This is a genomic window from Parviterribacter kavangonensis (genome assembly GCF_056863335.1).
On record NZ_JBXPJA010000003.1, the window covers coordinates 173,237 to 186,965 of the forward strand.

The window sequence follows — 13,729 nt, forward strand, 5'->3', positions numbered from 1 at the left end:
TTTTCGGTCTTATGGCTCTGTCGGCTTGGAGGCCGCGGCGATCCGCAGTCCCGTACCGCCCGCGCGGGCGAACTTCGGGATCGAGCCCATGATGGCCTCGAGGTCCTCGCGCTCGAGCACCTCGCGCTCGAGCAGCGCCTTGGCCAGCGCGTCGAGCGTGGCGCGGTGCGTCGTGAGGATGTCGCGCGCGATGCTCTCGGCCTCGAAGGCGAGCTCGCGCTGCTCCTCGTCGCGGACCCGCCGCGACGCCTCGGACGCGGCCTCGATGTCGATCCACGCGCGCTGGCCGGACGCCGAGGCGCCCATCGCGTAGACGTTGACCATCGCGTGGGCGATCTTCGCGACCTTCTCGAGGTCGTTCGCCGCGCCGGTCGTGATGACGTCGAAGACGATCTGCTCCGCCATCCGGCCGCCGAGCAGGACGGCCATCCGGTCGATGAGCTCCTCGCGCGTCGAGAGGTAGCGGTCCTCGTCGGGCAGCGAGATCGCGTAGCCGAGCGCGTCGCCGCGCGGGACGATCGAGATCTTGTGCGGCGAGTCGACGCCGGGAAGCACCTCGCCGACGAGCGCGTGGCCCGCCTCGTGCCACGCGACCAGGCGCTTCTCCTGCTCGGTCATCACGGTCGACGACTCGACGCCGGCGATGACGCGCTCGAAGGCCTTGTTGAAGTCCTCCTGCGTGATCGCGTGGCCCTTGCGGCGCGCGCAGTGGATCGCCGCCTCGTTGCAGAGGTTCGCGAGGTCGGCGCCGGTGAGGCCGCTCGTCTGCTTGGCGATCCGGTCGAGGTCGACGTCGCGCAGCGGCTTGTCGCGCGTGTGGATCTCGAGGATGTCCTTGCGGCCGGCGACGTCCGGCGGCGAGACGAGCACCTGACGGTCGAAGCGGCCGGGGCGCAGCAGCGCCGGGTCGAGCTTGTCGAGCAGGTTCGACGCGGCCATGACGACGATCTGGTCCGACGACGGGAAGCCGTCCATCTCGACGAGGAGCTGGTTGAGCGTCTGCTCCCGCTCGCCCGAGATGTCGCTGCCGCGGCGGCCGCCGACGGCGTCGAGCTCGTCGATGAAGATGATCGCGGGCGCCGCCTTGCGCGCCTCGCGGAACAGGCGCCGGATGCGGGCGGCGCCGAGGCCGGCGAACATCTCGACGAACGAGGACGCCGACTGGCTGAAGAACGTGGCGCCCGCCTCGTTGGCGACCGCCTTGGCGAGCAGCGTCTTGCCGGTGCCGGGCGGGCCGTGCAGCAGGACGCCCTTCGGCGCCTTCGCGCCGAGGCGCTTGAACGACTTGGGGTCCTTGAGGAAGTCGACGACCTCCTTGAGCTCGGCCTTCGCGGGATCGGCGCCCGCGATGTCGTCCCAGCGGACCTGGTGCTTGATGTCCGGCTTGAGCTCCTGCGGCTTCGTCTTCGGCATCGCCTTCAACGTCCGCCAGATCAGCCAGACCATGGCGACCATGAAGAGCATCGTCGCGAGGCCCTGCCACTGGTACGAGAAGTCCTGCAGCCACTGCACGACCCTTTCGTCGGCAGCAGGGGCTCCGGCCTGAAGTCCCGGGCGTCGAGATCAGTTGACCGGCGAGAGGCGCGAGGCGTCGCGCTCCCACCGGCCGACCTTCGCGCAGGGCTGCCCGTCGACCCGCACGACGTCCGCCGTGTAGTCGTTCGAGCCCCTGATCAGCGAGCTGCCGACGCCGTACGCGTCGGTCGGCACGCCGAGCTCCTCGAACTCCGTGATGCGGTCGACGGTGAACCCGCCGGAGACGACGATCTTCACGTGCTCGTGCCCCGCCGCGTCCAGGCCGGCGCGGACCTTCTCGACGAGCCGCGGGTTGACGCCGGTCGGCTTGAAGCCGCCCATCTCGTCCAGCAGCGACCGGTCGACGAGCTGCTCGCTCGTGTCCAGGCGCACGCCCCACAGGTCCTCGCCGAGCGCGTCGGCCACCGCGACCGCCGTCCCCACCGAGTCGTTCTTGAAGTCGACGAGCACCGTGACGTTCATCTCGCTCGCGTAGCGCTCGGCGAACTTCCTCGCCGCGCGGACGGTGTCGCCGCCGTACGCCGCGATGAGGCCGTGCGGGATCGTCCCCATGCCGCGCCCGCCCCACCACGACGCCTGCGCGTGGGTCGACACCCCGATCGCGCCCGCGAGGTGCGCGGCCCAGCCGTCGCCGGTCTGGACGAGCCAGTGGTCGTGGCGCGCCGGGAAGTACCAGATGGGCTTCGGCGCTGCGGCCTCGACGACGGCGCGCACGTTGCGCATGATCAGCGAGCGGCGGGCGAGCGTCCCGAGGTAGACCGTCTCGAGGTGGGCGAACTGCGCGTAGTCGCCCTCGATGTGCAGGACGGGCTCGAACGGCTCGATCGCGTCGGCCTCGTGCAGCGCGCGGACCTCGAGGTCGTCCCAGGCGCTCACCCACGCGCCGTCCGCGTCGACGTGGCCGGCGCAGTGCTTGAGGATCGCGATCGCCTCGTCGATGCCGCCGAGCACCGACCGCTGCTTCTGGAAGACCTGCACGACGACGCGCGGGTGGTGGCCGTCGTCCTCGAGCAGCTCCTTCGTGAGGTTGAAGTAGTTGTCCGAGTAGTAGCCCTCGCGCAGCCGCTCGACCGGCAGCCGGAAGACCTCCGGGTCGGTGCGCTCAGCCATCGCCGAGCAGGGAGCGGGCGGCGTGCTCGTAGAAGCCGGTGGCGAGGTCGAGGTCGCGGACGTCGATGCGCTCGTCGGCGCTGTGCACGAGCGGCGCCGTCTCGTACAGCGTCATGTGCCGGTGCGGGAAGAACCCGTACGCGACGCACTCGGGGAACGTGTCGCGCCACGTGCGCGAGTCGGTGAAGCCGGGCAGGATCGACGGCAGCGCGATCGCCTCGGGCTCCTGCTCGCCGATCCAGCCGGTGATGACGTCCATGAGCGGTGAAGCCACGGGCGAGCTGTTCCCGATCACCTGCTCGGTGAACACGAGCTCGTAGCCGTCGTCGCCGAGCACCTCGCGGATCCGCTTGAGCGCGGTCTCCTCGCCGTGGCCGGGCGGGACGCGGCAGTCGACGTCGATCGTCGCCTCCGACGGGATGACGTTGATCTTCGTCGAGGCGGCGGCCTTCGTCGGGCACAGCGTGACGGCGAGCATCGGGTCGACGATCACGCCCAGGCGCGGATCGCGGCGGTCGAGCTCCTGCAGTGCCGCGGTCGGATCGCCGTCGACCGGCCCGAGCCCCAGCCCGTTCAGCAACGCACGCGGCGCCTCCGTGACGTCCCAGCCGGGGCGCTTGGTGGCCATCCGCTGCAGCAAGGGCGCCAGCTTGAGCAGCGCGTTGTCGCCGATGCGCGGCATCGACGCGTGGCCGGCGACGCCGGTCGCGCGCAGGCGGAACCGGAAGACGCCCTTCTCGCCGACGCCGACCTCGAAGACGCGGCGTCCGTCGAACGGGATCACCGTGCCGCCGCCCTCGTTGAGCAGGTAGTCGCAGCGGACGAGATCGGGCCGGTTCGCGCAGATCCACTGCGCGCCCTCGACGCCGCCGACCTCCTCGTCGACGACGCAGATGACGAGCAGGTCGCCCGCCGCGGGGCGCCAGCCCGACTGCGCGAGGCGGATCGCCGCGACCGCCTCGGCCGCGGTCTGCGACTTCATGTCGAGCGCGCCGCGCCCCCAGATGCAGCCGTCGGCGAGGTCGCCCGACCACGGGTCGTGCCGCCACTCGCCCGGCGTGGCGAGGACGGTGTCCATGTGGGACAGGAGGCCGAGCACCGGACCGTCCGCGCGACCCCGCAGGCGGGCGACGAGGTTGGGCCGGTCATCCAGCCGTCCGACGAGGTCGACCTCGAAGCCCGCATCGCGCAGCAGGCCCGCCAGCCACTCCTGCGCGGGCCGCTCGTTGCCCGGCGGGTTGACCGTGTTGAACCGGATGAGGCGCTGCAGCACGGTGGTCGCGTCCATCGTCCGGGCATCCTAGGGACGTGCAACCGATCTTCGACGGCCACAACGACGTGCTCACCGCCACGACTGCGGATGCCTTCGCGGCCGGACGAGCCGACGGCCACATCGACGTCCCGCGCGCGCGGGCAGGCGGGTTCGGCGGCGGGATCTTCGCGATCTACACGCCGTCGCCTGGCGAGGAGGAGATCGTCTTCGGCGACGACGGCTACGACGTCCCGCTGCCGCCACCGGTGCCGCACGCCGACGCGCTGGCGCACTGCGAGCGCGTGTACGCGCGGCTGGTCGACCTCCACCAGCGCGGCGCGGTGCGGCTCGTGCAGACGGCTGTCGAGCTCGACGTCGCGGCCGAGGAGGGCGCGCTCGCCGCGGTCCTGCACTTCGAGGGCGCCGAGGCGATCGACGAGGACCTCGAGCTGCTCGACGTCTGGTTCGACCGCGGCCTGCGGTCGCTCGGCCCCGTCTGGAGCCGGCCGAACCACTTCGCCCACGGCGTGCCGTTCCGGTTCCCCTCATCGCCCGACACCGGTCCCGGCCTGACCGACGCCGGCAAGCGGCTCGTGCGGCGGTGCAACGAGCTCGGCATCGTCGTCGACCTCAGCCACCTCAACGAGGCGGGCGTCCGGGACGTCGCCGCGCTGTCGGAGGCGCCGCTCGTCGCGTCGCACTCCGGCGCCCACGCGCTGTGCCCGTCGTCGCGCAACCTGACCGACGAGCAGCTCGACCTCATCGGGGCGAGCGGCGGCCTGGTCGGGATCGTCTTCGCCGTCGCGTTCCTGCGCGCCGACGGGTCGGAGGAGACGGACACGCCGCTCGAGACGGTCGCCGCGCACGCCCGGTACGTCGCCGACCGGATCGGCGTCGACGCCGTCGCGCTGGGCTCCGACTTCGACGGCGCCGACGTGCCGGACGCGATCGGCGACGTCGCGGGGCTGCCGCGCGTGCTGGATGCGCTGCGGCGGGCCGGGTTCTCCGAGGACGAGGTGATCAAGATCGCCTGGGGCAACTGGCGCCGGGTGCTCGGTCAGACTTGGCGGTCGTGAGCATGGACCAGCTCTTCGGCCCCGACGAGACGAACGAGCCGGTGCGGACGCGGACCGGCGTGCCGGAGTCCGACGCGCCGCTCGCGGTGCGCATGCGCCCGCACGCGCTCGAGGAGGTCGTCGGCCAGCAGCACGTGCTCGAGCGCGGCCAGCCGCTGCGGCGCGCGATCGAGGAGGGCCGGCCGCACTCGATGCTGCTGCACGGCCCGCCCGGCGCGGGCAAGACGACGCTTGCGCGGTTGGTCGCCGCGTCGGCGAGCGCCGCGTTCGAGGAGCTGAGCGCGGTCGAGGCGGGCCGCCCCGAGGTGCGCGCGGTGATCGAGCGCGCGCGGCACCGGCGTGAGGCGACGGGCGAGCGGACGGTGCTCTTCCTCGACGAGATCCACCGCTTCAACAAGGCGCAGCAGGACACGCTGCTGCCCGCGGTCGAGGAGGGGCTTGTCACGCTGATCGGGGCGACGACGGAGAACCCGTACTTCGAGGTGAACTCGGCGCTGCTCAGCCGCGTGCGCGTCTACGAGCTCCAGCCGCTCGACGCCGACGAGGTCGAGACGCTGCTGCGCCGCACCGGCATCGACGCCGACGACGGCGCGATCCGGTTCCTCGCCGAGCGGTCCGAGGGCGACGCCCGCGTCGCGCTGGGCGCGCTGGAGATCGCGGCCGAGTCCGGCAAGCGCATCGGCGTCGAGGAGGCCGAGACCGCACTGCAGCGGCGGGCGATCCGCTACGACAAGGCCGCCGACCAGCACTACGACTACGCGTCGGCGTGGATCAAGGCGACGCGCGGGTCCGACCCGGACGCGTCGCTCTACTACCTCGCGGTGATGATCGAGGGCGGCGAGGACCCGCGCTTCATCGCGCGGCGGATGGTGATCCTCGCCTCGGAGGACGTCGGCAACGCCGACCCGCAGGCGCTCGTCGTCGCGACGTCCGCGGCGGCCGCCGTCGAGCACGTCGGGATGCCCGAGGCGGCGCACGCGCTGGCTCAGTGCGCGGTCTACCTCGCCCTGGCCCCGAAGTCGAACGCCGCATACCGGGCGATCGCCCGCGCTCGCGAGTACGTGCGCGAGAACGGCGCCGAGCTGCCGCCTGCCCATCTGCGGTCGCGCTTCCGCGGCGGCGGAGGCTACGACTACCCGCACGACCGCCCCGGCCACCTGTCGGGTCAGGAGCTCCTCCCCGAGGAGGTCGCCGGCACGCGCTTCTACCTGCCCGACGAGGCGGAGGCAGAGCTGGCCGAGCGGCTCGAGCGGATCCGGGAGGCGCGGGCGCGCGCCGGCGTCCCCGATCGCCCCGCCCCCGAGCCGCCGAAGGGCCGCTGACGCAACGGATCCTTCACGGGGTGCACCGCATCGGCTGTCAGCCTGCGGTGTTGTGAAGGACGTGCTGCTCGACCGCTCCCATGGGCTCCCGAGCGGCGGGCGGGTCCGCCTGCGCCTCGCGCGTCCCCTGGACCGCCACGGGCTGACGAGCCTGCTCGCCGATCTCGGACTCCACGCCGACGACCTCGACGTCCGGCGCGCTCTGCGCTGCGACTTCGGCCGCTGCTGGGCGATCGTCGCCACGCGGTGGACGGGCGCGACGGAGGAGCTCGCCGGCTTCGGCACGATCGCGGCGGACACCCGGGCCGCGACCGTCCTCGCAGCCGATCCGGCCGTGCGGCGCCTGCTCGATGACGCGCTGGCGTCGCAGCTGCGCGCCCACGAGCGCCGCGTCGCGTAGATTCGGGCGGCGTGGCCGCCGTCTCCGAGCTCGTCGAGTCGCACGAACCCGCCACCGGGACGCTCCTCGGCACCGTTCCGCGCACCGCGCCCGAGGAGGTCGGCCGGGCCGTCGCCGGCGCCGCCGCCGTCCAGCCGCTGTGGGCGCAGCTGCGCGTCGAGGACCGCGCGCGCTACATGCGCCGCGCCGCCCAGGCGGTGATCGACGAGCTCGACGAGCTGGTCGACCTCATCGTCCGCGAGCAGGGCCGCCCGCGCGCCGAGACGATGCACATGGAGCTGCTGCCGGCCGTCGAGACGCTGCTGTGGCTGGCCGAGCAGGGGCCGCGCATGATCGGGGACCGTCGCGTCGGGCTGTCGCCGACGTTCTTCCTGCCCAAGCGCGCCCGCATCACCCACACGCCGGTGGGCGTCATCGGCGTCATCACGTCGGCGTCCGACCCGTTCGCGCAGCCGCTCGGCGACGTCGCGATCGCGCTGCTGGCCGGCAACGCGGTCGTGCTGAAGCCGTCGCCCACCGTGCCGCTGTGCGGTGAGCGGATCCTGCGGATCTTCGCGCGGGCCGGCCTGCCCGAGGGGCTGCTGCGCGTCGTGCACGGCGGGTCGGCGACCGGGCGCGCGCTCGTCGAGGCGCCCGTCGACCAGATCCGGCTGTCGGGCTCGGCCGCCGTCGGCCGCGAGGTCGGCGAGGCGTGCGCGCGCGAGCTGACGCCGAGCACCTTGGCGCTGTCGGGCCGCGATCCGATGCTCGTCCTCGCGGACGCCGCGGTCGAGCAGGCGGTCGCCGGCGCCGTGTGGGGCGCGTTCGCGAACGCGGGCCAGGCGCCCGGCTCGATCGAGCGCGCCTACGTCGACCGCTCCCTCTACCAGCGCTTCCTCGCCGGCGCCGTCGAGGGCGCGTCGGCCCTGCGCGTCGGCGATCCGCGCGACGACACCACCGAGATCGGGCCGCTGACCTCGGAGGAGCGCGCCGTCCGGGTACGCGAGCTCATCACCGACGCGGTCTCGCGCGGCGCCGTCCTGCACTGCGGCGGCGACGGCGATGGGCCGTGGGTGGCGCCCGCGGTCGTGACCGACGTGCCGCCCGACGCGCCGCTGATGCTCGAGGAGGTGCCGGGCCCGGTGCTCGTCGTCGTCGCGGTCGACAGCATCGACGAGGCGATCGCGCTGGCGAACGCGACCGACGTCGGCCTCGGCGCGTCGATCTGGACCGACGACCGAGCGCAGGGCGCCCGCATCGCCCGCGCGCTGCACGTCGGGATGGTGTGGATGAACGACCACCAGGTGAGCGCGATGGCGCCGCAGCTGCCGTGGGGCGGCGTCAAGGACTCCGGCCTCGGCCGCGTCCGGGGCGAGTCCGCGCTGCTCGAGTGCGTCAACGACAAGGTCGTCACCTGGGACCCGCCGCCGTTCCGGCCGCTCTGGTGGTTCCCCTACGACGCGACGTCGTACCGCGCCGGCGAGGCGCTCGCATGGCTGCGGTCCGTCCGCGACCGAGACCGCTCGCGCGCGTGGCGCAGCCGCTCCGTCGCGCTCGCGAAGCTCGCCTCGCGCACCGTTCGCCGCTAGGCGCACCAACCGGGGACGGGCCCCGGCGGTGCGCGGCGCCGCCGACGCTCCTTTTCGCGGTGCGACGGCGCGCACGCACCACTTCTCTGCTTTCATCCCGCGTCTGAACGATGGCGTTCGCGCCACGGGGGGACGGGATGAGGCTCTGGGTTCGTGCGGCGGCGCTCGCCGCGGTTGTCTTCGGTTTCGGCGACGAGGTCGCGCAAGGTGCGAAGTGGACGGCGTACTCGACGGCGCTCAACTACGCCACGCCCGCGCTCGCGATCGGCCAGGGCGACTCGCTCGACCTCACGAACCTCGATCCGCTCGCCCAGCACGACCTCGCCGACGAGCAGGGGCGCTTCGGCAGCGCGCTGGCCGGGATGAACGAGACGGTCCCGGTCAAGGGCGTCGAGAGCCTGCCCGCCGGCGCGTACCCCTTCCACTGCACGCTGCATACGTGGATGCGCGGCGTCCTGAACGTCGCGCCGGTCAAGGGCGGCGACAGCCCCATCCCCTCGCCGGAGGGCATCGGCACCCAGAGCGTCCCCGGCGCGGGGACGATGGCGCCCGACCCGATCGACCTCACGCCGCAGGCGGCGGTGAAGCCGATCGGCCCGGACGAGTGGCCGCTCTACGGCCGCGACCTCGCGAACTCGCGCAACGGCGGCGCGACGGGGCCGTCCGTCGCGGAGGCGCCGATGCTCGGGCCCGTGTGGAGCTACTTCTCCCCCCGCGGCGACTTCACGGGGACGCCGGTCATCGCGAAGAACACGCTCGTCGCCGGCACCAACCAGGGCTGGGTCCACGCGCTGAACGCCTCGACCGGCAAGGTGAAGTGGACCAGGCACGTCGACGCGCCCATCAACGGCACGGCCGCGATCGCCGGCGACCGCGTCCTGGTCCCCGTCGCCCAGCCGAACAGCCCGCGCGTCGTCGCGTTCGACCTCGCGAGCGGCCGGCAGCTGTGGGACACCGTCATCGACACGCAGAAGAACGCCGATGTCTACGGCAGCCCGACCGTCTGGGGCGACACCGCCTACATCGGGGTCTCGGCGCTCTTCGGCGAGACCGGCGATCCCGCGGTGAACGTGCGCGGCGCAGTGGTCGCGCTCGACACGCGCACGGGCGCGTTGCGGTGGAAGACGCACACGGTCCCGGAGGGCCACGACGGCGGATCGGTCTGGACGACGCCCGCGGTCGACACCGCGACCGGCCGGCTCTACGTCGGGACCGGCAACGCGTACCACGAGCCGGCGGCCGCCACGACCGACTCCGTCCTGGCGCTCGACGCGGCGACGGGCAGGCTGCTCGACCACTTCCAGGCCACCGCGGGCGACGTCTGGAACGGCACCGAGAAGATGGTCGGCGCCGGGCCGGACTACGACTTCGGGGCGTCGCCGCAGCTCATCGAGGGCGCCGGCGGCCGCAAGCTCGTCGGCGAGGGCCAGAAGTCCGGGACGTACTGGGCGCTCGACCGCCAGACGCTCGACCCGGTGTGGAGCGCGATCACCGCGCCGCCGGGGATCTTCCTCGGCGGGATCATCGGCTCGACCGCGTGGGACGGCCAGCGCGTCTACGGCCCCGACACGATCGGCGGCGAGCAGTGGGCGATCGACAAGGCCGGCGTGCAGTCGTGGGTCTCGACCGACGGCGGGCCGCTCCACTTCAGCTCCACCTCGACGGCCAACGGCGTCGTGTACAGCACGGACATGACCGGGCACCTCAACGTCCGCGAGGCGGCGACGGGCGCGATGCTGGCGAAGGTGCCGCTCGGCTCGCCGTCGTGGGCGGGCGTCGCGATCGCGGGCGGATCGGTGTTCACCGCGACCGGCACGCAGAGCTCGTCCGGCTACCTCGTCGCCTACCGGCCGCGCAAGGAGCTGCTCGAGGAGGGCGGCTACGCGAACGACGGCGGCGAGGCGCGCATGGAGGGCCTCGAGCCCGGCACGTGCATGCCGAAGACGGTCAAGCGCACGAGCCGCTTCGTTCCCGACCGCCCGAAGAAGCGCCGCCGGGTGAAGGCCCGCGCGGCGCACGAGCAGCCGCCGGCGGCGGTCGTCAAGAAGAGGAGGCCGGCCGCGAAGAAGAAGCGCAAGCGCGCGACGGTGCGGCGCAGCGGCACGCGGTACATCACGGTGACGAAGAAGCCGTGCGTCAAGCCGCCGGACGTGCAGCCGGAGCCCTACGAGGACGTCGCGCACGACCACGACGACGCCCACGGCCACTCGGCTCCGGCGCAGGGCGGCGGCGGGCTGAAGGGCATCCGCCGGCGCGGCGACCGCTTCGTGCCGAAGCCCGCCGGGACGAAGCAGAAGATGACGTTCTACTTCGGCCCGTACACCGTTCCGCCGGGTCACGACATGAACCGCGCGGACATCGAGCTGCCGGTCAACGGCGGGTTCCTCCTCTCCGTCGAGCCGTCGATGCGGCGCGTCGAGGACCTCTCCGAGCCGTCGCACATGGAGGGCCACATCCACCACGCGCACTGGTTCGCGCTCGACCCCGGCAACGAGGAGGACAACTACACGCAGGGGAACACCGAGTGGGTCTTCGGCAACGGCGACGAGGAGACGCGGGGCGACTTCCAGGAGCGCTCCGCCGCCGATCCGAAGGGGCCGGTCTACGGCGCGTACATCAAGCGCGGCAACCCGCAGCTGATGATCTACATGCTGCACAACAAGACCGCGGCGCCGCTGGCGGTCTACATCGCACTCGACGTGACGTTCCTGCACGGGACGCCGGAGGAGCTCGAGAAGGTCATGGGCCGGCCGCACCACGACGTCAGCGGCGTGCTGTTCGGCGAGACGTACGACGTCCCGCGCGACCCGGCCGGCGACGGCGTGCATGAGTACGCGAAGGAGTCCGGCCGCGTCGAGGAGTGGACCTCGACCGTCGACGGGACGATCATCGGCATGGGCGGCCACATGCACCCCGGGGGCATCAGCCTCACCGTCGAGAACTACGGGCGCAAGGACGACCCGTGCCCCGACGACGGCAGGGGCTACGGCGGCACGCAGCTGTTCCGCTCCGACGCGATCTTCAGGCGCACGCCGCTCTCGGAGGACTTCCAGATGGAGGTCACGCACCCCGGCTTCCGCGCGCCGATCCGCAAGGGCGACCGCATCCGGATCTCCGCGACGTACGAGAACGCCGACCACGCGTGGTACCGCGTGATGGAGCACCTCGGCATGTACGTCGACGAGCAGCAGAAGCCCGAGGGCAAGTGCCGCAAGGAGATCGTCGGGCCGGCCGGCGAGCGCCGCGTGACGACGTCGACGAAGACGGTCAAGCACCGCGTGCGCGTGTGCGACCGCAAGCGGCGCGGATCCGCCAGGAAGCGGCGCTGCCACACGAAGGTCGTGCGCGAGCGGATCCGCCGCAAGACGATCATGCTGCCCGCCGATCCGGAGGAGGGCGTGCCGAACCGGCCGTGGCGGTTCCACCCCGACCCGCTCTGCGGGCCGCAGTGGGGCCGGCCCTGCGACCTCCCCCCGAAGGGCGAGCCGACGCCGGTCGCGACGAACACGGTCACGATCGCGAACTTCAGCTACCTCCCCGGCAACCGCACCGCGGGGTCGGACGCCCCCGGCGAGATCGCGGTCGTCCCGAAGGGGCAGTCGCTGACGTTCGTCAACGCCGACCAGCAGGCGGGGATCCGGCACACGGTGACCACGTGCGCGTGGCCGTGCAACGGGACGTACGTCGGCAACTACCCGCTCGCCGACGGGCGGTGGAACTCGGGGACGATGGGCCGTGACCCGATCGACGGCGGCAGCCCGAACCCGACGGCGCAGACCCCGAAGGACCTGCCCGAGGGCAAGTACGCGTACTTCTGCACGATCCACCCCTGGATGCGGGGCGCGTTCGAGGTGAAGTAGGAGAACCCCCGATGCGACGGGCAGTCAGCGGCGGCGAAGGTGCCGCCCATGACGACCCGCTCCAAGCTCATCGGCGCCTGCGCCGCCGCTCTCTCCCTCGCCGGCGCCGCGGTGCCGGCGGCCTCCGACGCCGCGGGGCTCCCCGTGATCCGCGACTACGACGTGCGCCTCTCGGTGAAGATGAAGAGCTCGTTCGCGTTCCAGCCGGTGTCCGTCGAGTGCGGCGGGCCGAAGATGGAGGGCTACAGCGGCAAGGGCGAGGAGATCCTCGAGCTGTCGTCGCCGAAGCCGGTCCGCGTTCAGCTCGTCGCGTCGCCGGGCGCGCAGCCGGGCGTCACGCGCAAGGACCTCAAGCCGAACTTCGAGCTGACCGGCGAGACGCGCCGCAGCGGCGGGATGACCTGGCAGGTGTGCGGCAAGGAGACCCCCACGCAGTTCGCCGACTGCCTCGGCAAGCACCGGATCGACACGAGCGTCTCGCTGCAGTTCCTCACGCGCAACCGCTGGGTGATGAGCGACAGCCTCGACCAGAGCACGCGCGACGTCGTCAAGGCGTGCGACGACGGTGTCGGGTTCGACTGGGACGGCGCGGTCTCGCGTGCCGGCATCACGCTGTTGACGAGCCACATCGGCAACGCGCCCGCGTCGAAGATGCGCAAGACGAAGGGCTCGTTCTCGATCACCGCGAGCGGCCGCGACGAGTGCGAGGCCAAGTACTTCGGCACCGGCACCTGCGTGACCGAGTGGTCCTACAAGGCGCTCTTCACGCCGGTCAAGAAGAAGCGCACACGCCGCGGCTAGGCGGCGGCCCGGGCGCTCGGCACATGCCGGACGAACCCGGGCAGGAACGGCAGCACGAGCCGGCGCGCGTACTCGGCGCCGGCTCGGACGGCCACCGCTCTCGCCGGATCCCAGCGGAAGCCGTAGAGCCTCCGGATCTCCGGCGGCAGGAGGCCGATGGTGATCTGGTTCGCGGTCTCGAGGAGCGGCTTCGCCCACAGCGGGACGGGCGGTCTGAGGACGATGTCGATGGCGAGCTCGCGGGCGTCGTCGTCGAGGTGCAGGTCCTCGCTGGTCAGCATCTGCGCCATGTAGGCGTCGAAGTCGTCGATCTCCTCGGGGAGGTCGGCGTCAGTCAGCCCGAAGAGCCGGCCGATGACCTTGTAGTCCTGCCAGTACGCGTCGCGCTCGTCGCGCGTCAGCGGGCGGACGTAGCGCTGGTAGACGAGCAGCGCGCTGTCCACGAGCGTCGCGAGGATCCACAGCAGCAGGTCGGGGTCGTCGGCGCCGAACTGCTCCCCGTCGACCTCCCACCGGACGCGCCCGTGCATCGCCCGCACGCGCCGGGTCATCTTGTCCGCGCGCTCGCGCGGCCCGAAGGCGATCGTGTCCATCACCTCGGCCGTCCGGCTCAGCCGCTCGTAGGGCTCGTCGAGCGCGCCGGTGTGCGCGAAGAACCCCTTGAACGCCTTGTGGTGGGTCGCCTGCATGAGCAGCGCCCGCGGGCCGCTGAGCGCGACCGCGTACTCGCGATGCACGCGCCGCAGCATCGAGTCGTCGGTGAAGTAGCTGGCGTTCTCCGGGGCCATCTCCAACCAAGGTACG

At 72.6% G+C, this 13,729-nt stretch carries 10 protein-coding genes; 6 read left to right on the forward strand and 4 right to left on the reverse strand.

Features of this window, described 5'->3' with window-relative positions; translation table 11 throughout:
• Positions 1–9: 9 nt before the first annotated feature.
• Genes AC1UE4_RS20675 through AC1UE4_RS20685 form a run of 3 tightly spaced genes read right to left on the reverse strand, consistent with a single transcriptional unit; the run spans position 10 to position 3,934 of the window.
• Positions 10–1,512: an ATP-dependent metallopeptidase FtsH/Yme1/Tma family protein gene (locus AC1UE4_RS20675; protein WP_482919223.1), complete on the reverse strand. Its 1,503-nt coding sequence runs from the start codon at positions 1,510–1,512 to the stop codon at positions 10–12.
• A 51-nt stretch (positions 1,513–1,563) separates the two neighbouring features.
• Positions 1,564–2,646, reverse strand: coding sequence for a nicotinate phosphoribosyltransferase (locus AC1UE4_RS20680; protein WP_482919224.1), 1,083 nt, complete (start codon positions 2,644–2,646; stop codon positions 1,564–1,566).
• The gene (locus AC1UE4_RS20685) at positions 2,639–3,934 is read right to left on the reverse strand and encodes a M20/M25/M40 family metallo-hydrolase (RefSeq protein WP_482919225.1); all 1,296 of its coding nucleotides are present in this window, start codon (positions 3,932–3,934) and stop codon (positions 2,639–2,641) included. The genes AC1UE4_RS20680 and AC1UE4_RS20685 overlap by 8 nt, the downstream gene beginning before the upstream one ends.
• A gap of 20 nt (positions 3,935–3,954) precedes the next feature.
• On the opposite strand from AC1UE4_RS20685, the gene AC1UE4_RS20690 reads away from it, so the two are divergent.
• The 6 genes from AC1UE4_RS20690 (at position 3,955) to AC1UE4_RS20715 (ending at position 12,925) form a co-directional block, all read left to right on the forward strand.
• Positions 3,955–4,974, forward strand: a complete 1,020-nt coding sequence (locus tag AC1UE4_RS20690) for a dipeptidase (protein WP_482919226.1) — start codon at positions 3,955–3,957, stop codon at positions 4,972–4,974.
• 2 nt (positions 4,975–4,976) lie between these two features.
• Positions 4,977–6,296: a replication-associated recombination protein A gene (locus AC1UE4_RS20695; RefSeq protein WP_482919799.1), complete on the forward strand. Its 1,320-nt coding sequence runs from the start codon at positions 4,977–4,979 to the stop codon at positions 6,294–6,296.
• A gap of 52 nt (positions 6,297–6,348) precedes the next feature.
• Entirely contained in the window at positions 6,349–6,696 is a 348-nt protein-coding gene (locus tag AC1UE4_RS20700) for a hypothetical protein (RefSeq protein WP_482919227.1), read from the forward strand.
• Positions 6,697–6,707: 11 nt separating this feature from the next.
• Entirely contained in the window at positions 6,708–8,264 is a 1,557-nt protein-coding gene (locus tag AC1UE4_RS20705; RefSeq protein WP_482919228.1) for an aldehyde dehydrogenase family protein, read from the forward strand.
• Positions 8,265–8,401: 137 nt separating this feature from the next.
• On the forward strand, positions 8,402–12,124 hold the full coding sequence (locus AC1UE4_RS20710) for an outer membrane protein assembly factor BamB family protein (protein ID WP_482919229.1): 3,723 nt from the start codon (positions 8,402–8,404) through the stop codon (positions 12,122–12,124).
• A gap of 48 nt (positions 12,125–12,172) precedes the next feature.
• Positions 12,173–12,925, forward strand: a complete 753-nt coding sequence (locus AC1UE4_RS20715) for a hypothetical protein (RefSeq protein WP_482919230.1) — start codon at positions 12,173–12,175, stop codon at positions 12,923–12,925.
• On the opposite strand, the gene AC1UE4_RS20720 is transcribed toward AC1UE4_RS20715, so the two are convergent.
• Complete coding sequence (locus tag AC1UE4_RS20720) at positions 12,922–13,713, reverse strand: oxygenase MpaB family protein (RefSeq protein ID WP_482919231.1); 792 nt, start codon at positions 13,711–13,713, stop codon at positions 12,922–12,924. The genes AC1UE4_RS20715 and AC1UE4_RS20720 overlap by 4 nt on opposite strands.
• Between the last annotated feature and the right edge of the window lie 16 nt (positions 13,714–13,729).